This is a genomic window from Variovorax sp. Soil_C_12 (assembly GCF_057657375.1).
On sequence record NZ_JBDGIO010000006.1, the window covers coordinates 154,011 to 178,715 of the forward strand.

The 24,705-nt window shown below is 67.0% G+C and carries 24 protein-coding genes and 1 pseudogene; 11 read left to right on the forward strand and 14 right to left on the reverse strand.

Translation table 11 applies throughout. The features are described from left to right. Window positions 1-161 precede the first annotated feature (161 nt). Window positions 162-1,211: a Fic family protein gene (locus AC3A6X_RS17785; RefSeq protein WP_487843696.1), complete on the forward strand. Its 1,050-nt coding sequence runs from the start codon at window positions 162-164 to the stop codon at window positions 1,209-1,211. A 69-nt stretch (window positions 1,212-1,280) separates the two neighbouring features. Here AC3A6X_RS17785 and AC3A6X_RS17790 read toward each other — a convergent pair whose 3' ends face one another. Continuing rightward, complete coding sequence (locus tag AC3A6X_RS17790; RefSeq protein WP_487843430.1) at window positions 1,281-1,553, reverse strand: hypothetical protein; 273 nt, start codon at window positions 1,551-1,553, stop codon at window positions 1,281-1,283. 246 nt (window positions 1,554-1,799) lie between these two features. Next, window positions 1,800-2,726 (reverse strand): LysR family transcriptional regulator, encoded by a 927-nt coding sequence (locus AC3A6X_RS17795; protein WP_487843431.1) that lies wholly within the window; start codon window positions 2,724-2,726, stop codon window positions 1,800-1,802. Between the two features lie 117 nt (window positions 2,727-2,843). On the opposite strand from AC3A6X_RS17795, the gene AC3A6X_RS17800 reads away from it, so the two are divergent. From AC3A6X_RS17800 to AC3A6X_RS17820, 5 genes and pseudogenes are all read left to right on the forward strand, one after another. Continuing rightward, window positions 2,844-4,043 carry a CaiB/BaiF CoA transferase family protein gene (locus AC3A6X_RS17800; protein WP_487843697.1) on the forward strand — a complete coding sequence of 400 codons (1,200 nt, stop codon included), beginning with the start codon at window positions 2,844-2,846 and terminating at the stop codon, window positions 4,041-4,043. Next, on the forward strand, window positions 4,040-4,522 hold the full coding sequence (locus tag AC3A6X_RS17805) for a MaoC family dehydratase (RefSeq protein WP_487843432.1): 483 nt from the start codon (window positions 4,040-4,042) through the stop codon (window positions 4,520-4,522). Before AC3A6X_RS17800 ends, AC3A6X_RS17805 begins: the two co-directional genes overlap by 4 nt. A gap of 25 nt (window positions 4,523-4,547) precedes the next feature. Further along, the gene (locus AC3A6X_RS17810; protein WP_487843433.1) at window positions 4,548-5,339 is read left to right on the forward strand and encodes a class II aldolase/adducin family protein; all 792 of its coding nucleotides are present in this window, start codon (window positions 4,548-4,550) and stop codon (window positions 5,337-5,339) included. Window positions 5,340-5,380: 41 nt separating this feature from the next. Next, on the forward strand, window positions 5,381-6,358 hold the full coding sequence (locus tag AC3A6X_RS17815) for a tripartite tricarboxylate transporter substrate binding protein (protein ID WP_487843434.1): 978 nt from the start codon (window positions 5,381-5,383) through the stop codon (window positions 6,356-6,358). Next, a pseudogene (locus AC3A6X_RS17820) lies at window positions 6,321-6,625 on the forward strand (FAD-dependent oxidoreductase); the annotation flags it as partial. The gene AC3A6X_RS17815 and the pseudogene AC3A6X_RS17820, both read left to right, overlap by 38 nt. Before the next feature lie 144 nt (window positions 6,626-6,769). On the opposite strand, the gene AC3A6X_RS17825 reads toward AC3A6X_RS17820, so the two are convergent. From AC3A6X_RS17825 to AC3A6X_RS17865, 9 genes are all read right to left on the reverse strand, one after another. Continuing rightward, complete coding sequence (locus tag AC3A6X_RS17825) at window positions 6,770-7,471, reverse strand: ABC transporter ATP-binding protein (RefSeq protein ID WP_487843435.1); 702 nt, start codon at window positions 7,469-7,471, stop codon at window positions 6,770-6,772. 1 nt (window position 7,472) lies between these two features. Continuing rightward, window positions 7,473-8,219 (reverse strand): ABC transporter ATP-binding protein, encoded by a 747-nt coding sequence (locus tag AC3A6X_RS17830; RefSeq protein WP_487843436.1) that lies wholly within the window; start codon window positions 8,217-8,219, stop codon window positions 7,473-7,475. Window positions 8,220-8,275: 56 nt separating this feature from the next. Beyond that, window positions 8,276-9,232 carry a branched-chain amino acid ABC transporter permease gene (locus AC3A6X_RS17835; RefSeq protein ID WP_487843437.1) on the reverse strand — a complete coding sequence of 319 codons (957 nt, stop codon included), beginning with the start codon at window positions 9,230-9,232 and terminating at the stop codon, window positions 8,276-8,278. A 3-nt stretch (window positions 9,233-9,235) separates the two neighbouring features. Further along, a complete protein-coding gene (locus AC3A6X_RS17840) occupies window positions 9,236-10,108 on the reverse strand; it encodes a branched-chain amino acid ABC transporter permease (protein ID WP_487843438.1) in 873 nt (290 codons plus the stop codon). A 28-nt stretch (window positions 10,109-10,136) separates the two neighbouring features. Then, complete coding sequence (locus AC3A6X_RS17845; RefSeq protein ID WP_487843439.1) at window positions 10,137-11,303, reverse strand: ABC transporter substrate-binding protein; 1,167 nt, start codon at window positions 11,301-11,303, stop codon at window positions 10,137-10,139. Between the two features lie 128 nt (window positions 11,304-11,431). Then, complete coding sequence (locus tag AC3A6X_RS17850) at window positions 11,432-12,250, reverse strand: alpha/beta fold hydrolase (protein WP_487843440.1); 819 nt, start codon at window positions 12,248-12,250, stop codon at window positions 11,432-11,434. Continuing rightward, a complete protein-coding gene (locus AC3A6X_RS17855) occupies window positions 12,247-13,797 on the reverse strand; it encodes a benzoate-CoA ligase family protein (protein ID WP_487843441.1) in 1,551 nt (516 codons plus the stop codon). The genes AC3A6X_RS17850 and AC3A6X_RS17855 overlap by 4 nt, the downstream gene beginning before the upstream one ends. 35 nt (window positions 13,798-13,832) lie before the next feature. After that, window positions 13,833-15,392 carry a 3,4-dehydroadipyl-CoA semialdehyde dehydrogenase gene (locus AC3A6X_RS17860; RefSeq protein ID WP_487843442.1) on the reverse strand — a complete coding sequence of 520 codons (1,560 nt, stop codon included), beginning with the start codon at window positions 15,390-15,392 and terminating at the stop codon, window positions 13,833-13,835. A 117-nt stretch (window positions 15,393-15,509) separates the two neighbouring features. Beyond that, window positions 15,510-15,974 carry a 4-hydroxylaminobenzoate lyase gene (locus AC3A6X_RS17865; protein WP_487843443.1) on the reverse strand — a complete coding sequence of 155 codons (465 nt, stop codon included), beginning with the start codon at window positions 15,972-15,974 and terminating at the stop codon, window positions 15,510-15,512. Window positions 15,975-16,143: 169 nt separating this feature from the next. Here AC3A6X_RS17865 and AC3A6X_RS17870 point away from each other — a divergent pair, with 169 nt between their 5' ends. The 5 genes from AC3A6X_RS17870 to AC3A6X_RS17890 all read left to right on the forward strand — a co-directional run bounded on the left by AC3A6X_RS17870 (window position 16,144) and on the right by AC3A6X_RS17890 (window position 22,261). Beyond that, window positions 16,144-17,073, forward strand: a complete 930-nt coding sequence (locus AC3A6X_RS17870; RefSeq protein WP_487843444.1) for a helix-turn-helix transcriptional regulator — start codon at window positions 16,144-16,146, stop codon at window positions 17,071-17,073. Between the two features lie 135 nt (window positions 17,074-17,208). Beyond that, window positions 17,209-18,879, forward strand: a complete 1,671-nt coding sequence (gene boxC, locus AC3A6X_RS17875) for a 2,3-epoxybenzoyl-CoA dihydrolase (protein ID WP_487843445.1) — start codon at window positions 17,209-17,211, stop codon at window positions 18,877-18,879. A 28-nt stretch (window positions 18,880-18,907) separates the two neighbouring features. Then, window positions 18,908-20,335, forward strand: coding sequence for a benzoyl-CoA 2,3-epoxidase subunit BoxB (boxB, locus tag AC3A6X_RS17880; RefSeq protein ID WP_309960278.1), 1,428 nt, complete (start codon window positions 18,908-18,910; stop codon window positions 20,333-20,335). 191 nt (window positions 20,336-20,526) lie between these two features. After that, entirely contained in the window at window positions 20,527-21,810 is a 1,284-nt protein-coding gene (boxA, locus tag AC3A6X_RS17885) for a benzoyl-CoA 2,3-epoxidase subunit BoxA (protein WP_487843446.1), read from the forward strand. Window positions 21,811-21,823: 13 nt separating this feature from the next. Then, the gene (locus AC3A6X_RS17890; protein ID WP_487843447.1) at window positions 21,824-22,261 is read left to right on the forward strand and encodes a MaoC family dehydratase; all 438 of its coding nucleotides are present in this window, start codon (window positions 21,824-21,826) and stop codon (window positions 22,259-22,261) included. Here the strand turns inward: AC3A6X_RS17890 and AC3A6X_RS17895 are convergent. The 3 genes from AC3A6X_RS17895 to AC3A6X_RS17905 form a co-directional block, all read right to left on the reverse strand. Beyond that, the gene (locus AC3A6X_RS17895) at window positions 22,245-23,126 is read right to left on the reverse strand and encodes a DMT family transporter (RefSeq protein ID WP_487843448.1); all 882 of its coding nucleotides are present in this window, start codon (window positions 23,124-23,126) and stop codon (window positions 22,245-22,247) included. The two genes, AC3A6X_RS17890 and AC3A6X_RS17895, sit on opposite strands and share 17 nt — an antisense overlap. Continuing rightward, window positions 23,119-23,949 (reverse strand): DUF2182 domain-containing protein, encoded by an 831-nt coding sequence (locus tag AC3A6X_RS17900; RefSeq protein ID WP_487843449.1) that lies wholly within the window; start codon window positions 23,947-23,949, stop codon window positions 23,119-23,121. The genes AC3A6X_RS17895 and AC3A6X_RS17900 overlap by 8 nt, the downstream gene beginning before the upstream one ends. Window positions 23,950-24,016: 67 nt before the next feature. Then, window positions 24,017-24,619, reverse strand: a complete 603-nt coding sequence (locus AC3A6X_RS17905; protein ID WP_487843450.1) for a DUF1326 domain-containing protein — start codon at window positions 24,617-24,619, stop codon at window positions 24,017-24,019. Window positions 24,620-24,705 lie beyond the last annotated feature (86 nt).

Below are 24,705 nucleotides of genomic sequence, written 5' to 3' on the forward strand. Positions count from 1 at the left end.
GATGATGCAGCAGGGGTGGGGCGGGCTCTATATGCGGAAAGCCCTAGCCTGGTCCGGCGCCCGGCGCAGCAGCGGAAATGGGTGTAAACGGGCGGATAAATGCGCCACGCTCGACGGTTGCCCGGAGGGAATGGGTGTAAATGGATGTAGTATTGGCGCCGATGATCCGATCCGACGGCGTCCAGATCACCCCCGAGATCCTGAACCTCATCGCTGGTGTCGATGAGTTCAAGGGCGCTTGGCGAGCCCTCGGCACCCTGGCGCCGGATCGGCTCTCGGCGTTGCGGCGGGTGGCCACCATCGAGAGCATCGGCTCGTCCACCCGCATCGAGGGCAGCAAGCTGTCGGACCGGGAGGTCGAGCGTCTGCTCACAAGCCTGCAGATCAAGTCCTTCACCACGCGCGACGAGCAGGAGGTGGCCGGCTACGCCGAGGTCATGGAACTGGTGTTCTCGTCGTGGCAGGACATCACCCTCACCGAGAGCCACGTCAAGCAACTGCACCGCGACCTGCTGACCTACAGCGACAAGGACGCGTTGCATCGTGGCAAATACAAGACCTCCACGAACAACGTGGTCGCCTTCGACGAGGACGGAAAGCAGCTGGGCGTGGTGTTCGAAACCGCGACACCCTTCGACACGCCGCGGCTGATGACCGAGCTGGTGACCTGGTTCAACGAGGAACGCGACGCTGCGCGACTCCACCCCCTGCTGCTCATCGGCATCTGGGTCGTGGTCTTCCTGGAGATCCACCCATTCCAGGACGGCAACGGTCGCCTGAGCCGGGTACTGACCACCTTGCTGTTGCTGCAAGTCGGCTATGCCTACGTGCCGTACAGCTCGCTCGAAAGCGTGGTCGAGCTGAGCAAGGAGGCCTACTACCTTAAGCTGCGGCAGACACAAGGGACGATTCGCACCGAGTCTCCGAACTGGCAGCCCTGGCTCGTCTTCTTCCTGCGCGCACTGGCGGAGCAGGTTCGTCGGCTCAATCGCAAAGTCGAGCGCGAAAAGCTTGTGCTGGCCGTACTGCCCGACCTCTCATTGCAGATCGTTGAATTTGCGCGGGAGCATGGGCGCATCACGATGGGGGATGCGATTCGGCTGACTGGGGGGAATCGCAATACGCTCAAGCAGCATTTCCGGGCGCTTGTTGAACGGGGCCATCTGAGCTTGCGTGGTAGCGGGCGTGGAGTTTGGTACGAACTGCGCTGAGGGTCGTGCGTTGCAACGCGGGCGCACTGCGCCCTAGCGCCGGTCGACTCCCTGCGCCGTGGTGCAGGGCTACGATCGAGAGCGTCGGAGCAGCGACAAACCCGAGGGGGTGATCTCGCTGACCACCACGCCGACCTGTGGGCCACCGCCCAGGAGATCGACGACGACACGCATCACGGCATCGACATGACCTGCTTGAAACAGAGCACTGACGGCGAGCAGGTTTTGGTCGCCCGTCAGGACATGAGGGAGAGGTTCGCTGGCGATGCGACGGAGCAAGGAGTGCTCGCTGCGTTTCTCTCGGACGCGCGATCCCAGTACTTTCAAGGGTTCATTTTTCACCGGGCGATCGTCATCAAGTGATGACGATAAGTCCACGGACTAGAGTGCTCATTTTTAGAGCCGGGCGTCGGCGTTTATGCCAATGGATCTGTCCGTTGTGCCGCGGAAGCCGACATTGGGCCCATGTTCGCGTACTTCCGTAGTCGGCCATGACCTGCCATGACCGGACATTCGCCCGTCCGCCAGCAACGACCGGTCTTGCGCGCATGCCTGTAGTTCGGTGCTTCGGGTCTAAACTAAGGAAGCTCACGAATGCTCGCCGCCCGCGGACGCACTTCGGCTCGTAGAACCTTGATGCAACGCCAGTTCACGAAACCGAAGCGCCGCAGGGTTATGAGTGTCAACTCGCGTTGCCATCGCCAATGAAATGCCCGCTGAAGCCGGAAGCCCCTGAACGGGCCGGAACACCACGTCCCGTGCAGCCAGTCGCGCACTGACTGAAGGCACAAGTGCCACCCCCATCCCGCTTTGCACCAGACTAATCACCGTTTGCACCTGGGTCGCTTCCTGGGCGACGTGTGGCGTCAACCCGGCTTGCTGAAACACCAGCATCACCATGGCGTGCAGGCCCGGAACGTGCGTCGAGGCATAGTCCACGAAAGGCTCGCGCGCCAATTCTGGCAGCGCGAGGCGCTTCTTTCGGGCCAGCGCGTGCGTTGACGGCAGGACCGCACAGAACACGTCACGCTCAACGATCTCGAACAGCAGGGTGCTGGCGGATCCGGTCGGATAGCGGACCAGCCCTACGTCTAATTCGCCGCTTTCAACCATTGCAAGCAGTTCGCGGTTGGCGGACTCCCGCAGCACCAATTCGACCTGCGGATAGCGAGCGCGAAACGCGGGCAGCAGCCTTGGCAGCAGCGCGTAGGTGGCCGAGCCGACAAAGCCCACCCGCAGCGTCCCCCGCTCGCCCCCGGCTGCGGCGAGCGCTGCGTCACGCAAGGCTTTCGCATCGTTCACGCAGCGTCGGGCCAAGGCCAGTGCGGCAATGCCCGCCGCCGTCAACGCGACGCCGCGCGCTTGGCGATCGAACAGCGGCGCGCCCACCTCCTCCTCCAGCTTGCGGATCGCCACCGAGAGCGGCGGCTGCGCCATGTGCAGGCGCTCGGCAGCGCGGCTGAAGTTGAGCGTCTCGGCCACGGCAATGAACTGATGCAACTGGCGCAGTTCCATGAGGCTTACTTTGCATGTATGGCAAATGACATGAACGGTATTGGACGCGTTAAGGCTCCACTTCTACGATTCGTGCATACCCCAACAGACGAGCGGCCCGAGACACCGCCAGCCACCATGACCACTCCTGCGTCGAATCTGCCACTCGAAGGCGTCCGAATCCTCGACCTGAGCGCGGTCGTGCTCGGCCCCTACGCCAGCCAGAATCTGGCCGAGTACGGCGCCGACGTCATCAAAATCGAACCGCCCGAAGGCGACTCCACCCGGCGCACCGGGCCCAGCACCGAGCCCGGCATGGGCGCCATCTTCCTGGGCGTCAACCGCGGCAAGCGCAGCGTGGTGCTGGACCTAAAGCGCGCCGAAGCTCGCGCCGCACTCCTCACGCTCGTCGACACCGCTGACGTGCTGATGCACAGCATTCGCCCGCAAAAACTCGCGGCCATCGGCCTGGATCCGGACACGCTGCTGACACGCAACCCGCGCCTGGTCTACGTCGGCCTGCACGGCTTCGCGGAGGACGGCCCCTACGGCGGCATGCCGGCATACGACGACATCATCCAGGGCCTGTCGGGCTGCGCGGCCTTGATGGAGCGGCAGTCCGGCGCGCCGCAGTATTTCCCGACGATTGCGGCCGACAAGACCTCTGGCCTCGTGGCCACCCATGCCATCCTGGCCGCGCTGTTCCGGCGTGAGCGCACCGGCAAGGGCGGCTATGTCGAGGTGCCGATGCTCGAATCGATGGTGTCTTTCAACCTGGTCGAGCACTTCTACGGCCATCACTTCTTGCCACCCCTTTCGGACACTGGCTATCCGCGCCTGTTCGCCAAGCATCGCCGCCCTTATCGCACTGCCGACGGCTACCTCTGCGCCATGCCTTACACCGACGCGCACTGGAAGCGCTTCTTCACCGAAGGCGGCATGCCCGAAGCCGCGGCCGATCCCCGCTTCGCCGACATCACCGAACGCACGCGCAACATCGATGCGCTCTACACGCTGGCCGCGCAAGTCATCGAGACGCGTAGCACCGACGAATGGCTCGACGTATTCGCGCGCCTCGAAGTGCCGGCCTCGCGCATGAACCGCCTCGAAGACCTGCCCGACGACGCACACCTCAAGGCAACCGGTTTCTTTAAGACCATCGATGACCCGAAGATGGGCAAGCTGAATTTCCCTGGCGCGCCGGTGCGCATCGATCGGCAACAACTGCCGGTGCGCATGGCCCCGCGCCTCGGCGAACACACCCACCAGGTATTGAGCGAAGCCGGCATCGCACCCATTGGCACCGAACAACCCGCCCTGCAAGGAGCACCGATATGACCGCACCCACAACAGCCAAGTACCCGCTGCTGGGCCATGGCTTCTTCTGGCAAGACCTCGAGGTCGGCCAGAAATTCCAGACCTTCAACCGCACCGTGACCGAGACCGACCTGGTCAATTTCATCTCGTGCACTGGCATGCTGGAGATCATCTTCATCGATGCCGAAGGTGCGGCCAGCGCGATCGGCGGGCGCCCGGTGCCCGCAGCGCTGACCTACTCGCTCATCGAGGGCTTCATCCTGCAAACCATGATCCAGGGCACGGGCATGGCGATGCTCGAATGCACGCAGAAAGTGCTGGGCCCGGTGCGCGTCAACGACACCATCCACGCGGTTGTCGAGGTCGCCGGCGTCAAGCCCACCTCCAAGGGCAACCGCGCCATCGTCGATTCGAACATCGACGTCTTCAATCAGCGCGGCGAAGCCGTGCTGCGCTACACGGCGCGCCGCATGCTCGCTGGCCGCCCCGAATCCCACTGACCTCTCAATGCAAGGCCCACTCACCATGACCGCTGCTGTCCAGACCCGCCCTGCCTCTGTTCGTGATCGCGTGAGCGATGCGGAATGGAAGGTTCGCACCGACCTTGCCGCCTGCTACCGCCTGGTGGCGAAGTACGGCATGAGCGACCTCATCTACAACCACATCACGGCCAAGGTGCCGGGCGATGCGAAGCACTTCCTGATCAACCCGTTCGGCTTGCTCTACACGGAGATCACGGCCTCGTGCTTCTACACGCTGGACCTCGACGGCAACGTCGTCGACAAGCCCGACGGCGAGTTCGGCGAGTTCCCCGTAAACCGCGCGGGCTTCATGATTCACAGTGCCGTGCACGGCGCACGGCCCGACCTGAAGTGCGTCATGCACACCCACACCCGTGCCGGCATGGCGGTCTCCGCGATGAAGCAAGGATTGCTGCCGCTCACGCAATCGGCCATGCGCTTCTACGGCGCGATCGGGTTCCATGACTATGAGCAGCCCACGGTTGACCTGAGCGAGCGCGACCGTATCGCGCACGACCTCGGCCCGCACAGCACGCTGATCCTGCGCAACCACGGACTGGTGGCCTGCGGCCCGAGCGTGCAGGACACCTGGAACCTGATGTACTGGCTGGAGACCGCATGCCAGGTGCAGGTCGACGTGCTGGCCAGTGGCGCCGAAGTCAGCATGCCCAGCGCCGAACTGGCCGCCCAGATGGCTAAGCGCTACGGCCCGCAAGGCAAGGTCAACTTTTCGCCGATGGAATGGCCCGCGCTGCTGCGCCAGCTCGATCGCGAAGACCGTTCGTACAAGACCTGAGCGGCTGAACGCTCGCCCCATTCAATAAACCGGAGACAACCATGTTCAAGCCCCTCGCCCTCGCCCTGGCCGCCACGGCCGTTTTCGCTACGCCTTTGCTTTCGCATGCCGAAGACAAATACCCGTCCAAGACGGTGAAGATCATCGTGCCCTATGCGCCGGGCGGTCCCAACGACATCGTGGCCCGGTTGCTCGCAGCCAAGCTCGGAGAGATGGAGAAGCAGTCCTTCATCGTCGAGAACAAACCGGGCGGCGGCTCCAACATCGGCGCCGACTTCGTCGCCAAGGCGCCAGCCGACGGCTACACCTTGCTAATCGCTGCGACCTCGCATGCCATCAACATGACGTTGTTCCCGAAGGAGCAACTGAAGTACGACCTGCTAAAGGACCTCGCGCCGGTCTCGATGATCATGACTGGTCCCCTGGTGTTGGTGACGCGGCCTGATTTCCCGGCCAGCAACCTGAAAGAACTCGTCGTGGCCGCCAAAGCAAAGCCCGGTGAGTTGTCGTTCGCCTCTTCGGGCAACGGTTCGTCGACGCATCTCGGTGGCGAAATGCTGAACAGCGCGGCTGGCATCAAGACCATTCATGTGCCCTACAAGGGCAGCGGCCCCGGCCTCACCGACGTGATGGGCGGCCAGACCACTTACATGCTCGACACCATGATCTCGGCCACGCCCTTCGTGACGTCGGGCAAGCTCAAGGAGCTGGCCGTCACGGGCAAGAAGCGCTCGCCTGTTCTACCCAACGTGCCGACCGTGGCCGAACAGGGCTACCCCAACTTCGAAGCGGTTGCGTTCATCGGCATGATGGCGCCGGCCGCGACACCCAAGCCGATCATCGACAGGATCAACGCGGACATGCAGAAGATCCTCGCGATGCCGGAAATCAAGGACAAGCTGGCGGCGCAGGGTTTTGCCGCCGAGTGGATGAAGCCGGCTGACTTCGGCAGCTACCTGGCTAAGGAAGTGCCCAAGTGGGGTGCCATCGTTAAAAGCGCGAACGTCAAGGTCGACTGATATTGCCGGCCCAGGCTGTGAAGACGGACAGTTGCGCGCCTTCGCAACCCAAGTCGGCGTGCGCGAGACGCGTAGGATCGCCGGCGATCATGTGTTGACCGCGGACGAGTTGCGGCACCCGAACAGTTCTCCAATGCCATCGCGGCTGGTGCCTATCCCATAGACATCCACCCCGCCGCAGATGGCGAACTGCGATATGAGGGGCTGGGCGACGACTACGCGTACCAAATCCCGTACCGCAGCCTCATTCCGCTGGGCTTTGACAACGCCTTGGTCGCGAGCGAGGACCCAAGTCGATATGGCCTCTATCGATTGGGCGTCGCAAAGACCGCTACGAATCGCATACCCGGCCTGCCGCCCCCCAATCCGGGCTCTGTGTACGCGCGTCAGCTTGTCGGCAAGCTCAACTCCTCACACCCCCAACAACTCCTCCAACACCTTCGGCTCCGCCAACAACCCCGCCGAAGGCCCCTGCCTCACGATCTTCCCCTTCTCCATCACCACCGCCTGCTCGGTGTGCCCCAGCACCTTGCGCCAATCCCGATCCACGATCAGCGTCGCTATCCCGGTCGCCCGAATCTCCGAGATCACCCGCCAGATCTCCGCCACGATCAACGGCGCGAGCCCTTCAGTCGCCTCATCCAGAATCAGCAACCGCGGATTCGTCATCAACGCGCGCCCGATCGAAAGCATCTGCTGCTCTCCACCCGACAGCTGCTGCCCCCCATGCGACAGCCTTTCCGTCAGCCGCGGAAACGTCGTCATCACCCGATCGAAGGTCCACTCCCGCTTCCCATCGATCCCCGCCCGCGCGCTCATGACGAGGTTCTCCTTCACCGACAGGTTCGGAAAAATCCCGCGCCCCTCCGGCACATACCCGATCCCCCGCCGCGCCATCTTCTCCGGCGCCCACCCGGTCACATCGACCCCATCCAGCTTCACCCGCCCCGAGGCCGGCCGCACGTAGCCCATCAGCGATCGGATCAGCGTGGTCTTCCCCATCCCATTGCGCCCCAGCAGCCCGATCGAGGTCGCCGAAGGCAGTGCGACGTCGACGCCGCGCAGGATATGGCTGTCCCCGTAGTAGGTGTTGAGCCCTTCGATCTGCAGCATCTCAGTGGTCCTCGCCCAGGTAGGCCGTGCGTACTTCGGGATTCACGCGGATCGAAGCCGGGTCGCCCGTCGCGATCACCGTGCCGTTCACCATCACCGTGATGCGGTCCGCGATGCGGAACACCGCATCCATGTCGTGCTCCACCAGCAGGATCGCGTGGGTGGCCTTCAGGTTGGCGAGCAGGCTCAGCATGCGCTCGGTCTCCTCCGCGCCCATGCCGGCCAGCGGCTCGTCCAGCAGCAGCACGCGCGGCTTGGTGGCCAGGCACATCGCGACCTCGAGCTGGCGCTTGGCACCGTGGCTCAGCGTGCCGGCGACGCGGCCGGCCACCGTGCCCAGGCCCGCGGCTTCCAATGCCTCGCGGGCGGCGCCATTGCTGTACTCGCAGCTCTGCGAGGACTGCCAGATCGCCCATGGCTTCGGCGCCGCGGCCTGCGCCGCGAGGCGGCAGTTCTCCAGCACCGTGAACTCCGGAAAGATGGTGGTGCGCTGGTAGCTGCGCCCCACGCCGGCCAGCGCGCGGCGGAATTGCGCGCGCGTGGTGATGTCCTCGCCGTTCAGCGTGATGCGCCCGTCGGAGGCCTCGATCTCGCCCGAGAGCATGTTGATCAGCGTGGACTTGCCCGCGCCGTTGGTGCCGATCACCGCATGCACCTCGCCGAGGTGCAGGTCCAGCGTCACCTTGTTGACCGCGACCAGGCCGCCGAAGCGGCGCGTCAGGTTCTCGACCGCAAGAAGCCTGCTCATTGGAATACCTTCGCCTTCGGTTGCGGTGCTATTCGCCTTCGGAGCGGCCGTGCTGCTCATGCCGCAGCCTCCTTCTTCGGCATCACGCGCACCCGCAGCCCGACGATGCCCTTGGGCAGCAGCGCGACGAAGGCGATGATGGCCAGGCCCAGCGTGAGCTGCCAGTGGTCCGCCAGCGGCCCCACGATCGCGTGGGTGGACAGCAGCTCCTTCAGCAGCGTGAAGGCCACCGCGCCGATCACCGCGCCGCGCAGGTGGCCCAGGCCGCCCAAAATGATCATCAGCAGCACCTCGCCGGAGTTGTGCCAGGCCAGCAGCTCGGGGTTGACCACGCCGTCGCGCGAGGCGACGAGAAAGCCCGCCAGCCCGGCCAGCGCGCCGGCAATGACGAAGGCCGCGAGCTTGTAGCCGTACACCGGAAAACCCGCCGCGCGCATGCGCTGCTCGTTGACGCGGATGCCCGCCAGCGCAGCGCCGAAGCGCGAGCGGCGAATCAGCGCCAGCAGGCCGTAGGTGAAGACCAGCGCGCCGAGCACGAAGTAGAACTGGACCTTGCTGTTCTCCAGGTCCAGCGCGCCCAGCACCGGCCGGATGTACATGTAGATGCCGTCGCTGCCGCCGCCCAGTGCGGTGTCGTGAAAGACGAAGAAGGCCATCTGCGCGAAGGCGAGCGTGACCATGATGAAGTACACGCCGCGGGTGCGCAGGCTCAAGGCGCCGGTCACCAGCGCATAGCCGGCCGCGCAGCCCATGGCCAGCGGCAGCAGCAGGGCGATGGAGCCGCCCTCCTTGCCGGAGCCCAGCACGGTGGCATAGGCGCCGATGCCGTAGAAGGCCGCGTGGCCCAGGCTCACCAGGCCGGTCATGCCGACCAGCAGCTCCAGGCTCAGCGCGAAGATCGCGAGGATCATCACCTTGACCACGAGGTCGCCGAGGTAGGGGCCGAGGAAGGGCCCGAGCGCCGCAAGCGCGATGGCGCAGATCAGGGGAAGGTAGTGCGAGAAGGTCTTCATGGTTCAGGCCTTCTTGCCCATCAGGCCTTCGGGACGCCAGATCAAAATCACGGCCATCAGCACGTACACGCCGATGCCGCTCAGCTCCGCGAAGAACACCTTGCCGAAGGTGTCGACAAAGCCCACCAGCAGCGATGCCACCAGCGCGCCGGTGATGGAGCCGATGCCGCCGATCACCACCACCACGAAGCAGATGATCAGCACGCTCGCACCCATGTTCGGGTAGACCGAGGACATGGGCGCCGCGATCATGCCCGCCAGCGCGGCCAGCGCCACGCCGGCCGCGAACACGATGCGGTAGAGCCGGCGGATGTCGATGCCCAGGCCGCGCACCATGTCGCGGTTGCTGGCACCGGCGCGGATCATCATGCCCAGGCGCGTGCGGTTCACCACGTAGTACAGGCCGATCGCCAGCACGATGCAGGCGGCCGAGGCGAAGAGCCGGTACCAGGGGTAGCTCATCAGGCTGCCCAGCGCGAAGCTGCCGCTCAGCCAGGGTGGCACCGGCACGCCGTGCACGTCGTTGCCCACCAGGATCGAGCGCAGCTCCTCGAAGACGAGGATGAGCCCGTAGGTCATCAGCACCTGCTGCAAATGATCGCGCTGGTAGAGGTAGCTGAAGAAGGCCCACTCCAGCACGTAGCCGAAGAGCGCGGTGAGCACCACGCCCCCCAGCAGCATCAGGATGAACTGGTCACCGAAGAGCGGCGAGAGCGCGAACGCCATGTAGGCGCCGATCATGTAGAAGCTGCCGTGGGCCAGGTTGATCACGCCCATGATCCCGAAGATCAGCGTCAGTCCCGAGGCCACCAGGAACAACAGGAGCCCGTACTGAACCGAGTTCAGGCACTGGACAAGAAAGGTACCGAAGTCCACGACAGGTCATCGCTTTCAGCGTTGGTGATTACATCTTGCAGCCGCGGGCCGGGTCGGCGAGACCCTTGACGGCGACGTTGACCATCTTGTTTTCCTTGCCCTCGACCTTGCGCAGATAGATGTCCTGCACCGGGTTGTGCGACTTGCCCATGGTGAAGGCACCGCGCGGGCTGTCGATCTTGGCCTTCTCGATGGCGGCCGCGAAGTCGGCCTTCTTCGTGATGTCGCCCTTGGTCGCGGCGAGGCCGATGGCCAGCATCTGCGCCGCGTCGTAGCCCTGCACCGCGTACACGTCGGGCTGCAGCTTGAACATCTTGGCGTACTCGGTGCGGAACTTGTTGTCGCGCGGCGTGTTGAGGCCATCGGCATAGTGCAGCGTGGTCAGCATGCCCTGGGCCGCTTCGCCCTGCGCATCGAGCGTGCCGTCGGTCAGGAAGCCGGGGCCGTAGAGCGGGATGTTCTTGTTGAGGCCCGCAGCCGCGTAGTCCTTGACGAACTTCACGGCGCCGCCGCCCGCGAAGAAGGAATACACCGCATCGGGCTTGGCCGCCGCGATCTCGGTCAGGAGCGCCTGGAACTCCACGTTGGGGAAGGGCACGGTCAGCTGCTTCAGCACCTTGCCGCCGCCCTTCTCGAAGCCTTCCTTGAAGCCGGCCACCGACTCGTCACCGGCCGCGTACTTCCAGGTGAGGGTCATCGCGGTCTTCTTGCCCTGCTTGGCCGCGACCTCGCCCATGGCGTAGGCCGGCTGCCAGTTGGAGAAGGAGCTGCGGAAGATGTTCTGCGCGCACATCGGGCCGGTCACCGCGTCGGCGCCCGCGTTGGGCACGATCAGCACGGTGCCGCTTTCCTTGGCGGCCTTGGCCATCGCCATCGCGACGCCGGAGTGCACGGTGCCGACGATCACATCGACGTTGTCGCGCTTGATCAGCTTGTTGACGTTGTCGGTGGCCTTGGCCGGGTCGGACTCGTCGTCCACCTTGATGTACTCGATCTCGCGGCCGCCCAGCTTGCCGCCGTGCTCCTCGACATGAAGCTTGAAGCCGTTCTCGATGGCCACGCCGAGCGCGGCGAAGGTGCCGCTGAAGGGCAGCATCAGGCCGACCTTGAGCTTGCCCTGCTGGGCGTGGCCCAGTGTGGCGATGCAGGCCAGTGCGAGGGCCGTCAGAGTGGTGCGGGCGATGCGGGTGGTCATGGTGATCTCCTGGCGTTGGTATTGAAATGAAAGGGGAACGGCTTGAAGACGGGGGCGGCGGGTTGGGCGCGTGTCTTCACGACGCGCCGCCGCGGGCGCAGATACTTTAAGGGTAAATCATTTATCTCTCAAACACGAGTTTTCCCTGACCGGGAATTCCGGTCCTCCACGAATGAAACGGTCGCCACTATCGCTTTTTCGGGCTGGTCGCGATGCGGGGAATGCCCGCAGTCGGGCAGCTCCAGCAGCTCGGTGCCCGGCACGCGCTGGGCGATGCCGCGAATCTGCGCGAGTGTGCCGTACTCGTCATCGATGCCCTGGATAGCAAGAACCGGGCAACGGATGGCATCGAGCTCGGCTTCGATGTTCCATTGCTTGAAGGGCGGATGGAGCCAGATGCGGTTCCAGCCCCAGAAGGCCGAGTCCACGTCGTCGTGGTAGCGGCCCAGCTTCTTCGGCAGGTCGGTCTCCAGGTAGGCCAGCCGGGCCTGCTCGATGTTGGCGACCGTCACGTCCTCCACGAAGATGTGCGGCGCCAGCACCACCAGGCCGGCCACGCGCTCGGGGAAGCGCGCCGCATACAGCAGCGAGATCGAGGCGCCGTCGCTGTGGCCGAAGAGCCAGGGTTGTTCCGTGAGGCCGATGGCTTCGAAGAAGGCCGGCAGCACTTCGTGCGCCTGGCGGTGCATGAAGTCCACGTCCCAGGTCTCCTCGGGCCCGCGCGGCGTGGAGCGGCCGTAGCCGGGGCGCGAGAACACCAGGCCGCGAAAACCGCCGGCTTCGCACAGGCGCTCGGGGAAGTCCTTCCACATCGCGATCGAGCCGAGGCCTTCGTGGAGGAACACGAGCAGGGGGGCGTCGGTGCGTTCCGGTGCGATGCGCACGTATTCGAGGCGCAGGGGGCGCCCCCGCCAATCGATGGCGGCGAACTCGGGCGCGGCGGTCACGCCTTCTGCTCCCGCTCGCGCAGCCGGAAGCGCTGGATCTTGCCCGTGGCCGTCTTCGGCAGTTCCTCCACGAACTCGATGAAGCGCGGGTACTTGTAGGGCGCAAGACGCTCTTTCACAAAGGCCTTGAGCTCGTCGTCCGTCACGCTCTGCCCGGCCTTGCGCACCACGTAGGCCTTGGTCTTGACCAGGCCGTCTGCATCCTCCTTGCCGATCACCGCGGCCTCGAGCACGGCCGGGTGCTGCATCAGCGTGGCCTCGACCTCGAAGGGCGAGACGTAGATGCCGCTGACCTTGAGCATGTCGTCGCTGCGGCCCGCGTAGGTGTAGTAGCCATCGGCGTCGCGCGAGTACTTGTCCCCGCTCTTGGTCCAGCCGTCGCGGAAGGTGTCGGCGCTCTTCTCGGGGTTGCCCCAGTACATCACGGCCGTGCTGGGCCCTTTGATATAGAGGTCGCCCACCTCGCCCACGCCGACGGGCTGGCCGTCCTCGCCGCGCAGCTCGATCGCATAGCCCTCGACCGGGCGGCCCGTGGTGCCGTAGCGGATGTCGCCGGGCCGGTTGGAAATGAAGATGTGCAGCATCTCGGTGGAGCCGATGCCGTCGATGATCTCGCAGCCGAAATGCTGCTTGAAGCGCTGCGCCAGCTCGCCCGGCAACGCCTCGCCGGCCGAGGAGCACATGCGCAGCGACACCGCCTCGCGCGCCGGCAGGTTGGGGGAGGCCAGCATGCCGGCGAAACCCGTTGGCGCGCCGAAGAACACGGTGGGCTTGTGCTGGCTGGTCCAGCGCTTGAAGGTCGCATCGGGCGTGGGCCGCTCGGCCATCAGCAGCACCGTCGCACCCACCGAGAGCGGGAAGGTCAGCGCATTGCCCAGGCCATAGGCGAAGTAGAGCTTGGCCGCCGAGAAGCAGACGTCGTTCTCCGTCAGTCCCAGCACCGGCTTGCCGTAGAGCTCGGCCGTCCACCAGGGGTTGCCGTGCGTGTGTACCGTGCCCTTGGGCTTGCCCGTGGAGCCGGAGGAGTAGAGCCAGAAGGCGTGGTCCTGCGACGTGGTCGCGGCGGGCTCCGCCAGCGGCTCGTGCGCAGCGAGCGCCGCCTCGAATTCCTGCGCGCCCTCGGGCAGCGGTCCGGTCGGCTGCGAGACGAACAGCGCCTTCAGCGCATGCGAGCCCTTGCGCTGCGCATCCTGCAGCACCGACAGCAGCGCGCCGGAAACCAGCGCCGCCTTGGCGCCGCTGTTGGCCAGCATGTAGGCATAGTCGTCGGAGGTCAGCAGCGTGTTGACCGCGACCGGCACGATGCCGGCGTAGAGGCTGCCGAGAAAGCTCACCGGCCAGTCGCTGCTGTCCAGCATGAGCAGCAGCACGCGGTCCTCGCGCTTCACGCCGGCGGCGAGCAGCGCGGCGGCGAGCCGGCGCGAGCGCTCCTCCAGCTGGCCGTAAGGCAGGGCGCCGCGGTCGTCGACATAGGCGGTCTTCTGCGCGCGGCCGCGGTTGAGGGCGAACAGGTGTTCGGCAAAATTGAATCGTGCGGGCAGGCTCATCGTGTTCTCTCCTCGGGTCATCCCTGTGTTCTTGCTCAGGCCTGCGCCAGGCCCAGCTGCGCCAGCACGCCCGGGCTGGCCTGCACCGCGGCGCGGCGGTGGTAGAAGTCCAGCGCGCGCGGCCCGCCCAGCTCGGCACCGCCGCCAGCGCGGCCGGGGCCCCCGTGCAGCGAGTGGGGCATGACGTTGCCGTGGCCGGTGTGCGCCTGCGCGACGTCGGGCGTGATCACATGCACGCGGCCATGGCTGGCGGCGACCTGCACCGCCGCCTTGCCCAGCGCGGCCTCGTCGGCGCCGTAGAGCGAGGTCACCAGCGATCCCTGGCCGCGATGCGCCAGCGCGATCGCGTGGTCGAAGTCACGGTAGGGCAGCAGCGTGGCGACCGGGCCGAAGACCTCCACGTCGTGGACCCGCTGCGCCGCGTCGGCATCGCGCGCGCCCAGCAGCACCGGGCCGATGCATGCGGCCACCGCCGGGTCGGCATCGACCAGCGGCGCCCGGCTGCCGTCATGCAGCACGCTGGCCTGGGCTTTCAATTCGTCCAGCCCCTCGCGCACCGCGTTCAGCTGAGCGCGGCTCACCAGCGAGCCCATGCGCACGCTCTCGTTGCGCGGGTTGCCCACCGTGATGCCCGCGAGCTTGCTGCCAAGCGCCTCGGCCGTCGCGTCGTACAGCGCGGCCGGCACCAGGATGCGGCGGATCGCGGTGCATTTCTGGCCCGCCTTGACCGTCATCTCGCGCACCACCTCGCGCACCAGCAGCTTGAAGCTCTCGCTGTCGGCCGTGGCATCGGGCAGCAGCAGGGCTGAGTTGAGGCTGTCGGCCTCGATGTTCACGCGCACCGAGCGTTGCGCCACCGCGGCATGCGAGCGGATCACCGCGCCCGTGTCGGCCGAGCCGGTGAAGGACACGACGTCCAAGCCCTGCAGCTGATCCATCAGCCCGTTCGAGCTGCCGCAGATGATCGACAGCGCACCGGCCGGCAGCACGCCGGCCTCGATCACGTCGCGCACCATGCGCTGGGTGAGCCAGGCGGTGGCGGTGGCCGGCTTCACGATCACCGGCACGCCCGAGAGCAGGGCGGGTGCGGCCTTCTCCCACAGGCCCCAGGAGGGGAAGTTGAAGGCGTTGATGAAGAGCGCCACGCCGCGCGTGGGCACCTGCAGGTGCTGCGACTGGAACACGGGCTCCTTGCCCAGCTTCACCGCATCGCCGTCGCGCAGCGCATGCACGTCGCCCAGCGCGTCGCCCCACTTGGCGTACTGGCCCAGCGTGAAGATGCCGCCGTCGATGTCCACCGCCGAGTCGTTCTTCACCGTGCCGGAGTTGGCGGTGGCGATCTCGTAGTAGGCGTCGCGGTTGGCCTGCAGCACCTTGACGACGCCCGCCAGCAGGGCCGCGCGCTGCTTGTAAGTAAGGGCGCGCAGGGCAGCCCCGCCGCTCTCCCGCGCGAAGCCGAAGGCCTCGGCCAGGTCCAGCCCGCCTGCGTCGACGCGGACCAGCTCGGTGCCCAGCACCGGATCGAAGAGCGGCGTTCCGGCGCCGCTGCCGGCCTGCCAGCGGCCGGCGACGTAGTTGGAGAGAAGTTCGGTCATCTGATGGGCTCCGGTGTTGTTCGGGGGACACCGCGCAACCGGCTTTGCCGGGCCGCTGGTGTCGCCCCCGGTGAGGGGTTGGCGGCTACACGAAGTGAGCAAGCCTGGGGGAGAGCGTCATTTACTGAATTGGATTTGCCCTTCGGGCAATAGATAGAGCACGAGCGCGCGGCCCTGGGCCACCGTGGGGTGGTGCGCCGATCCCGGCGGGTAGACGCACCAGCCCGCGGGCCGGCCGTCGAAGGTCGCATCGCCTTCCAGCGGCATGATCAAGTCGACCTCGCCATTCGGATGCGTGTGGTGCGGCCCCTGGATGTCCTTCATGTCCACCACGTCGACCGAGAAGCGGTGCAGCTCGTCCTCGGCCTTGAACACCCTTCCATACTTGATGCCGCCGCCCTCGCGCTCGCACAGCCAGCCTTCGGCCACGCCGTCGATACAGGCCTCTTTCAGGCGTTCGTAGCTTTCGCTGCCGACACCGTGAACGGTGTTGAGCCAGCGGTCGAGCTCGTCGTCGAGCGGGCGGCCGGCGATCTGCGAGGTCACGTCGGCGACGATCTGGTGGAAGGATTCCTTGGACATCGTGGTGCGCTCATGCATGGGTGAAGAAGAACAAACTTGCGGCAAATCGCCGCGTGCAGTATCTTGCCTGTGCATGAACCATAAGCACCGACACAAAAGGTGTCAAGCAATATAGTGCATATATGGTGTTTACCCGTAGACCGCAGCGACGAGGAGAGGACGAAGCGAGATGAATGAGCGAGCCGACGCGGTGCTGAGCGCACCCGCCGATCCGGCCCAGCCGGCCGAGGAAGCCAAGAACCCGCTGCTGGTGGCGCTGGGCGAGCGGGTGCGCAACCTGCGCGCGCGCCGCGGCCTCACGCGCAAGGCCGTCGCGCAGGCGGCCGAGGTGTCGGAGCGCCACCTGGCCAACCTCGAGTACGGCATCGGGAATGCCTCCATCCTGGTGCTGCAGCAGGTGGCGACCGCGCTGCACTGCTCGCTGGCCGAGCTGGTGGGCGACATCACGACCAGCAGCCCCGAGTGGCTGCTGATCCGCGAGCTGCTGGAGCGCCGCGGCGAGGCCGACCTGCGCCGCGCCCGCATCGCCCTGGGCGAGCTGCTGGGCACCGCCGCGGGCGACCCGGCGCGCCACCGCCGCATCGCGCTGGTGGGCCTGCGCGGCGCCGGCAAGTCCACCCTGGGCCAGATGCTGGCGGACGACCTCGACGTGCCCTTCATCGAGCTGAGCCGCGAGATCGAGAAGCTGGCCGGCTGCAGCGTGCGCGAGATCCACGACCTCTACGGCACCAACGCCTACCGCCGCTACGAGCGCCGCGCGCTCGAGGAGGCGGTGCAGATCTACGCCGAGGTGGTGATCGCCACCCCCGGCGGCATCGTCTCCGACCCGGCCACCTTCAACGAGCTGCTGTCGCACTGCACCACCGTCTGGCTGCAGGCCGCCCCCGAGGAGCACATGGGCCGCGTCGCCGCGCAGGGCGACACCCGCCCGATGGCCGCCAGCAAGGAGGCCATGGACGACCTGCGCCGCATCCTCGCCGGCCGTGCGGCCTTCTATTCCAAGGCCGATCTCAGTGTGGACACGAGCGGCCGCGACCTGGCGCAAAGCTTCCAGGCCCTCCGGACGACGGTGCGGGAAGCGATGAGCCGGGGCGGCTGAGAACGCCGGAAGCCGGCGGTTGCAAAAAAATCCGGGGAGGACTTGACGCGCCGCAAAACATGCAAGATGATGCATGTCATGGCAATCGCCAACTGCACTATTGTTCACGCCACCAGGCACCCAGGAGACCGCGACATGACCGAAACCGCTGCCCATCCCGCCCGCGTCGACTACCGCACCGACCCGACCCAATACCGCCACTGGAAGCTCAGCGTCGAGGGCTCCGTCGCCCGCCTGTCGCTGGACATCGCCGAAGACGGTGGCATCCGCCCCGGCTACAAGCTCAAGCTCAACAGCTACGACCTGGGCGTGGACATCGAGCTCAACGACGCGCTCAACCGCGTGCGCTTCGAGCATCCGGAAGTGCGCTCGGTGATCGTCACCAGCGGCAAGGACCGCATCTTCTGCTCCGGCGCCAACATCTTCATGCTGGGTGTCTCCAGCCACGCCTGGAAGGTGAACTTCTGCAAGTTCACCAACGAGACGCGCAACGGCATCGAGGACTCGTCCAAGCACTCGGGCCTCAAGTTCATCGCTGCCGTCAACGGCGCCTGCGCCGGCGGCGGCTACGAGCTGGCCCTGGCCTGCGACGAGATCGTGCTGGTGGACGACCGCTCCTCCTCCGTCTCCCTGCCCGAGGTGCCTTTGCTGGGCGTGCTGCCCGGCACCGGCGGCCTGACCCGCGTCACCGACAAGCGCCATGTGCGCCATGACCTGGCCGACATCTTCTGCACCAGCGTCGAAGGCGTGCGCGGCCAGCGAGCCGTCGAATGGCGCCTGGTCGATGCGGTCGCCAAGCCGGCGCAGTTCGGCGCCGCCGTGCAGGAGCGCGCCGCCAAGCTGGCCGAGGGCAGCCACCGCCCGGCCGGCGCCAAGGGCGTGAGCCTGACCCGCGTCGAGCGCGAGGACGGCGCCGACAGCATCCGCTATGAGTTCGTCACGGTCGAGATCGACCGCGCCCGCCGCACCGCCACGCTGACCGTCAAGGCTCCAACCGGCGCGCAGCCCACCGACATCGCCGGCATCGAGGCCGCGGGCGCCGCCTGGTGGCCGCTCGCGATGGTCCGCCAGCTCGACGACGCCATCCTCAACCTGCGCACCAACGAGCTGGACATCGGCACCTGGCTGCTCAAGACCCAGGGCGATGCCCAGGCCGTGCTCGACAGCGACAAGACCCTGCTTGCCAACAAGGACCACTGGCTGGTGCGCGAAACCATCGGCGCGCTGCGCCGCACCCTGGCCCGCCTGGACGTCTCCTCGCGCAGCCTGTTCGCGCTGATCGAGCCCGGCTCCTGCTTCGCCGGCACTCTGGCGGAGATCGCCTTCGCCGCCGACCGCGCCTACATGCTGGCCCTGCCCGACGAGCCCGAACGCGCGCCCAGGCTGGTGCTCGACGAGTTCAACTTCGGCTTCTTCCCCATGGTCAACGACCAGAGCCGCCTGCAGCGCCGCTTCTACGAAGAGGCCGCCCCGCTCGAGGCCGCCCGCGCTGCCGCTGGCAAGCCGCTGGACGCCGACGAGGCGCTCAAGCTCGGCCTGGTCACCGCCGCCCCGGACGACATCGACTGGGACGACGAGATCCGCATCGCCATCGAGGAGCGCGCCGCCATGTCGCCCGACGCCCTCACCGGCCTGGAGGCCAACCTGCGCTTCGCCAGCCAGGAGAACATGCTGACCCGCATCTTCGGCCGCCTCACCGCCTGGCAGAACTGGATCTTCAACCGCCCGAACGCCGTCGGCGAAAAGGGTGCCCTGAAGGTCTACGGCACCGGCGAGAAGGCCGGCTTCGATCTCAACCGCGTCTGAACGTCAGAACTCTTTGCAAGGAACAACGATGAGCACGATCAACTACAGCGAGAAGATCCCCAACAACGTCAACCTCGGCGAAGACCGCACGCTTCAGCGCGCGCTCGAAGGCTGGCAGCCCAACTTCATCAACTGGTGGGACGACGTCGGCCCCGACGGCTCGACCAACTACGAGGTCTACCTGCGCACGGCCGTGAGCGTCGACCCGCAGGGCTGGGCCCAGTTCGGCCACGTGAAGATGCGCGACTACCGCTGGGGCATCTTCCTGAATCCGGGCGACGCCAACCGCGAGATCCACTTCGGCGACCACAAGGGCGAGAAGGCCTGGCAGGACGTCCCCGGCGAGCACCGCGCCAACCTGCGCCGCATCATCGTCACGCAGGGCGACACCGAGCCCGCCTCGGTCGAGCAGCAGCGCCACCTGGGCCTGACCGCGCCCAGCATGTACGACCTGCGCAACCTGTTCCAGATCAACGTGGAAGAGGGCCGCCACCTGTGGGCCATGGTCTACCTGCTGCACAAGCACTTCGGCCGCGACGGCCGCGAAGAAGCCGAGGCCCTGCTGCAGCGCACTTCGGGCGACGAGAACAACCCGCGCATCCTGGGCGCCTTCAACGAGAAGACGCCGGACTGGCTGGCCTTCTTCATGTTCACCTACTTCACCGACCGCGACGGCAAGTTCCAGCTGTCGGCCCTGGCCGAGAGCGCCTTCGATCCGCTGGCGCGCACCACGAAGTTCATGCTGACCGAAGAAGCGCACCACATGTTCGTGGGCGAGAGCGGCGTCTCGCGCGTGCTGCAGCGCACCGCGCAGGTCATGAACGAGCTCAAGACCGACGATCCGCAGAAGGTGCGTGCGGCCGGCGCCATCGACCTCGGCACCATCCAGCGCTATCTGAACTTCCACTACAGCGTCACCATCGACCTGTTCGGCGCTGACCAGTCGAGCAACGCCGCCACCTTCTACAGCTCGGGCCTGAAGGGCCGCTACGAAGAGGGCAAGCGCACCGACGACCACGTGCTCAAGGGCCAGACCTACAAGGTGCTCGAAGTCAAGGACGGCCAGCTCCTCGAGAAGGACGTGCCGATGCTGAATGCGCTGAACGAAGTGCTGCGCGACGACTTCATCAAGGACTCGGTCGCCGGCGTGGGCCGCTGGAACAAGGTGCTGGAGAAGGCCGGCATCCCGACCCGCCTCACGGTCCCGCACAAGGCCTTCAACCGCCAGATCGGCGCGCTGGCCGGCATCAAGATGTCGCCCGAGGGCCGCGTGGTGAACGAGGCCGAATGGGCTGCGAAGAAGAGCGAGTGGCTGCCGACGCCCGAGGACTTCGCTTTCGTGGCATCGTTGATGGGCCGCGTGGTCGACCCCGGCAAGTTCGCCGGGTGGATCGCGCCGCCGGTGATGGGCATCAACCGCCAGCCGGTGGATTTCGAGTACGTCCGCTTCGGCTGAACTGTTGCTCGCCCCCAGGTTGCCCGGCACTTCGTGTCCGGGCGCCCACCCCCTGCCGGGGGCAACACCAGCGGCCCGGCGAAGCCGGTTCCGCGGTGTTTCACGAAGGGGCCGGCGCTTTGCGCGGCCCTGGGGCGGTACAAGGGCCTTGAACGGTGATGGGCCGTCTGGGCGGCAAAGGAGATAAAGACATGGACACGGCCACCATCCAACTCGGCGTCATCAAGCAACACCTGATCGACCCCGAGATCTGCATCCGCTGCAACACCTGCGAGGCCACCTGCCCCGTCAACGCCATCACGCACGACGACCGCAACTACGTGGTGCGTGCCGATGTCTGCAATGGCTGCATGGCCTGCATCTCGCCCTGCCCGACGGGTTCCATCGACAACTGGCGCACCATGCCCGTGGCGCGCGCCTACTCGATCGAGGAGCAGCTCACGTGGGACGAGCTGCCCGCCGAGCTCACGCCCGAGCAGCTGGAGGCCGAGGGCATCGCCTCGCCAGACGAGGTCATGATCCAGGCGCAGGCCGCCGCCGCGCCGCAGCCGCAGTCCGAGCCCGGCGCGCAGGTCTTCAATTCCGCGCAATACGGCGCCACCGTGCCGCCCTGGTCGGCCGCGCACGCCTACACCAACCTGTTCCCCCCGAAGAGCCCCACCACGGCGACCGTGGTCGGCAACTTCAACTGCACCGAGGCCGGCTACGAGAACCAGACGCACCACATCGTGCTGGACTTCGGTTCCATGCCCTTCCCGGTGCTGGAGGGCCAGTCCATTGCCATCATCCCGCCGGGCACCGACGCCAACGGCAAGCCGCACTTCGCGCGCCAGTACTCCATCGCCAGCCCGCGCAACGGCGAGCGGCCCGGCTACAACAACGTTTCGCTGACGGTGAAGCGCGTGTTGCAGGACCATCAAGGCAACCCGGTGCGCGGCGTCGCCAGCAACTACGTGTGCGACCTCAAGGTGGGCGACAAGGTCCAGGTCATCGGCCCCTTCGGCACGTCCTTCCTGATGCCCAACCATCCGAAGTCGCACATCGTGATGATCTGCACCGGCACCGGCAGCGCGCCCATGCGCGCCATGACGGAGTGGCGCCGCCGCCTGCGCAAGAGCGGCAAGTTCGAGAGCGGCAAGCTCCTGCTCTTCTTCGGCGCGCGCACGCAGCAGGAGTTGCCCTACTTCGGCCCGCTGCAGACCCTGCCCAAGGACTTCATCGACATCAACTTTGCCTTCTCGCGCACGGCCGGCCAGCCCAAGCGCTACGTGCAGGACGCGATGCGCGAGCGCGCCGCCGACCTGGCCGCGCTGCTCAAGGACGGCCAGACCCACTTCTACGTCTGCGGCTTGAAGAGCATGGAAGAGGGAGTGGTGCTCGCGCTGCGCGACGTGGCGGTGGAAGCGGGCCTGGACTGGGACACGGTGGGAGCCACCCTGAAGCGAGAAGGCCGCCTGCACCTCGAGACTTATTAAGTAAGCTCGCGGCATGAAGTTCGCCGAGTTTCACGCGGGCCAGGTCATCGAGGCCGGGCCCTACCTCGTCACCGAGGCCGAGCTGCTGCAGTTCGCGAAGGCCTACGACCCGCAGTGGTTCCACACCGATGCCGAAGCCGCCGCCGACGGCCCCTTCGGCGGGCTGATCGCCAGCGGCTGGCACACCGGCGGCATCGCGATGCGACTGGTGACCGATGCGGCGTTGGCCGGCTCCGAATCCTTCGCCTCGCCGGGCTTGGCTTACGTGAAGTGGCCCAACCCGGTGCGGCCCGGCGATGCGCTGCGCCTCGTGGCCGACGTGATCGAGGTGCGGCGGTCAGAGAAGCGGCCCACGCTGGGCATCCTGCGCTGGCGCTGGCGGCTCTTCAACCAGCGCGAGCAATTGGCGCTGGACCTGGAGGCGACGAGCCTGTTCAAGCTCGAGGCCTAGGCGCCCGGGCCCTCAGCACGAGCGCGATCCCTCCGAGGATCGCCACCGACGCGAACGCCAGCCGCGGCGTGATCGCCTCCGACAGGAAGATCACCCCGCCGAAGGCCGCGATCAGCGGCACCGACAGCTGCACCGTCGCCGCCCGCATCGCCGTGAGCGAAGGCAGCGCCGCATACCAGATCACATAGCCTATGCCCGAGGTCAGCGCACCCGAGGCCACGGCCAGCGCGATACCGGCCGCGTCGGCGTGCGCGCTGCCGGTGCCGGCCAGCAGGGCGCTCAGCAGCAGCGCCATCGGCGCCGCCCGCACGAAGTTGCGCGCGGTGGCGGCAAGCGGGTCGGCCACACCCCGCCCGCGCAGCGAATACACGCCCCAGGCCACACCCGCGACCGCCATCAGCGCCGCGCCCAGCGCCGGCGGTGCCGTCACCCCCGGCGACACCAGGTAGATCAGGCCCGCGACCGCCAGTACGAAGCCCGACCACGCGACCGGCCCGAACATCTCGCCGGCGCGCAGTCCGGCGCCCAGCATCGTCAGCTGCACCGCGCCGAACAGGATCAGCGCCCCGGTGCCCGCGGACAGGCTGAGGTAGGCGAAGGAGAAGAAGGCGACATACGCGAACAGCATCGCCGCCGCCAGCCAGTCGGCGCGCCCGGCCGGACTGCGCCCCGACCGCAGGCGCACGACCAGCATCAGCGTGAGCGCCCCCGCCACCAGCCGGATGCTGCCGAAGCTGGCCGCATCGATGCCCCCGTGCTGCAGCGCCATGCGGCACAGCAGCGAATTGGCCGCGAAGGCCAGCATGGCCGCCACGGTGAGCGCGATGGCCCGCAGGCCCGGGCGGCCATCGCGCCCCTCAGGCATGGACGGCCACCACGACCAGGGCCCCCACCAGCAGCGCAATGCCCAGCGGCGCGCTCAGGCGCCGGCCCCAGGGCAGGTTCTTCTCGATCGCCATCAGTACGGCCAGCAGCAGCATCCAGCCCAGGCTGCCGGTGCCCAGCGCGAACATCAGCAGCATCAGCGCCCAGCAGCAGCCCACGCAGAACACGCCGTGGTGCGCGCCCAGCATGAAGGCCTGGCGCGCCGGCGCCGGCCCGCGCCAGTGCTCGATGACGAAGCCCAGCGGCGTTCGGCATTTCTCCAGGCACTGGTGCTTGAGCCGGCTGAACTGGAAGGCGCCCGCCAGCCCGAGCGTCGCGGCGCCGATCAGCCAGCCGTGCCAGGCCAGCGTCGGCGAGCGTTCGAGCAGCGCCAGGACCAGCTCGTGCAGCCCATGCGCCAGCAGCCCGAAGACGCCCCACACCGCCATGTAGCCCAGCCCGAGCAGCAGCACCAGGCGCGCGTGGTCCGGACGCCGGGCCGTCATGCGGTCGAACACGTTGAACAAGGGCAGGGTGGTCGGCAGCATCATGGCCGCGGTCATCAGGATCCAGGCCAGCGCGTAGAGCAGCGCGGGCAGCAGCAGCTCGCCCGCGGGCAGGGCGCGGCACAGGAAGGCCGCCGGCCCCGAGGCCATCCAGTCGCCATGCTCCAGGTAGCGGCCGTAGGGGCTGCGCGCCCAGGCCCACAGCGCCAGCCAGGCCAGCCCGATCAAGGCCACCAGCAGTGGCACGAACACCCGCCGATGGCGCGCCGCCCCGGAGCGCGACACGGCCGGCCGCGCAATCCCCGCAGGAGTGTTCATGGGGTCACCTCCGCGCTACGCGCTGCGGTGCGAGCGCCTTCGGAGCGGCCGTGCGGCGCTCATGGCTTCAGGCGTCGAAGACGAAGGTGCTTTGCAGCGCGTTGTGGTTCTTGATGTCCAGGTCGATGCCCAGGGCGGCATTCTTCGAGCGATAGACCGGCGCCTTGCCGACGAAGACCGGCGCGCCCGGCACGGTCGAGAACACGGTGTCCGACAGCACGGTCTGCGCGCCGGTCGCGCCGCGGTAGGGCTCGAGCTCGGCGTAGTAGTTGGTGCCGATCTCGAGCTTGCCCTGGCCCTCGTTCACGTGAAAGCCGATCTTCGCCCGCTCCACCGACACCACCGTGCCGATCAGCTTGGCCAGGTCGGCGATCGGCCCACCGGCCTGCCCGGTGTACACCTTGAGCAGCGCTTCTTCCTGTTCCTTGGAGGCGTTGTCGTCCACGAAGATGGCGGCGGTCCAGTTGCCTTCCAGGATGTTGCCGGGCACATGCGCCACGGCGGCGATGGTGTTGCCGCCGACGTCGAGGCCATCGATCGTTCCCTTGTCGATGCGCCAGGCGACGATGGTGTCGCAGGTCCCGTTGTCCGGGTCCTCGCCGATCCAGCAGGGGCACAACACGTTGCAGTTGCAGACCTCGAGCAGGCGACCTTCCAGGTGATAACTCATGCCGACCTCCGATGAAGTGTGGCTCACGGACTTGTCGCCGCAGCTGTGGCGGCAAGGCGGACGCCGATGCTACGCCGCAGGCGGCG

Excerpts from the sequence above, each read along its gene's own strand:
- boxC (WP_487843445.1), top strand. The coding sequence starts at position 17,209 with ATGACCGAAACCGCTGCCCATCCCGCCCGCGTCGACTACCGCACCGAC.
- AC3A6X_RS17825 (WP_487843435.1), bottom strand. The coding sequence starts at position 7,471 with ATGCTGCAGATCGAAGGGCTCAACACCTACTACGGGGACAGCCATATC.
- AC3A6X_RS17815 (WP_487843434.1), top strand. The coding sequence starts at position 5,381 with ATGTTCAAGCCCCTCGCCCTCGCCCTGGCCGCCACGGCCGTTTTCGCT.
- boxA (WP_487843446.1), top strand. The coding sequence starts at position 20,527 with ATGGACACGGCCACCATCCAACTCGGCGTCATCAAGCAACACCTGATC.
- AC3A6X_RS17805 (WP_487843432.1), top strand. The coding sequence starts at position 4,040 with ATGACCGCACCCACAACAGCCAAGTACCCGCTGCTGGGCCATGGCTTC.
- AC3A6X_RS17795 (WP_487843431.1), bottom strand. The coding sequence starts at position 2,726 with ATGGAACTGCGCCAGTTGCATCAGTTCATTGCCGTGGCCGAGACGCTC.
- AC3A6X_RS17855 (WP_487843441.1), bottom strand. The coding sequence starts at position 13,797 with ATGAGCCTGCCCGCACGATTCAATTTTGCCGAACACCTGTTCGCCCTC.
- AC3A6X_RS17835 (WP_487843437.1), bottom strand. The coding sequence starts at position 9,232 with ATGAAGACCTTCTCGCACTACCTTCCCCTGATCTGCGCCATCGCGCTT.
- AC3A6X_RS17785 (WP_487843696.1), top strand. The coding sequence starts at position 162 with ATGATCCGATCCGACGGCGTCCAGATCACCCCCGAGATCCTGAACCTC.
- AC3A6X_RS17800 (WP_487843697.1), top strand. The coding sequence starts at position 2,844 with ATGACCACTCCTGCGTCGAATCTGCCACTCGAAGGCGTCCGAATCCTC.
- AC3A6X_RS17895 (WP_487843448.1), bottom strand. The coding sequence starts at position 23,126 with ATGCCTGAGGGGCGCGATGGCCGCCCGGGCCTGCGGGCCATCGCGCTC.
- AC3A6X_RS17830 (WP_487843436.1), bottom strand. The coding sequence starts at position 8,219 with ATGAGCAGGCTTCTTGCGGTCGAGAACCTGACGCGCCGCTTCGGCGGC.
- AC3A6X_RS17845 (WP_487843439.1), bottom strand. The coding sequence starts at position 11,303 with ATGACCACCCGCATCGCCCGCACCACTCTGACGGCCCTCGCACTGGCC.
- AC3A6X_RS17865 (WP_487843443.1), bottom strand. The coding sequence starts at position 15,974 with ATGTCCAAGGAATCCTTCCACCAGATCGTCGCCGACGTGACCTCGCAG.
- AC3A6X_RS17905 (WP_487843450.1), bottom strand. The coding sequence starts at position 24,619 with ATGAGTTATCACCTGGAAGGTCGCCTGCTCGAGGTCTGCAACTGCAAC.
- AC3A6X_RS17900 (WP_487843449.1), bottom strand. The coding sequence starts at position 23,949 with ATGAACACTCCTGCGGGGATTGCGCGGCCGGCCGTGTCGCGCTCCGGG.
- AC3A6X_RS17810 (WP_487843433.1), top strand. The coding sequence starts at position 4,548 with ATGACCGCTGCTGTCCAGACCCGCCCTGCCTCTGTTCGTGATCGCGTG.
- boxB (WP_309960278.1), top strand. The coding sequence starts at position 18,908 with ATGAGCACGATCAACTACAGCGAGAAGATCCCCAACAACGTCAACCTC.
- AC3A6X_RS17890 (WP_487843447.1), top strand. The coding sequence starts at position 21,824 with ATGAAGTTCGCCGAGTTTCACGCGGGCCAGGTCATCGAGGCCGGGCCC.
- AC3A6X_RS17870 (WP_487843444.1), top strand. The coding sequence starts at position 16,144 with ATGAATGAGCGAGCCGACGCGGTGCTGAGCGCACCCGCCGATCCGGCC.
- AC3A6X_RS17860 (WP_487843442.1), bottom strand. The coding sequence starts at position 15,392 with ATGACCGAACTTCTCTCCAACTACGTCGCCGGCCGCTGGCAGGCCGGC.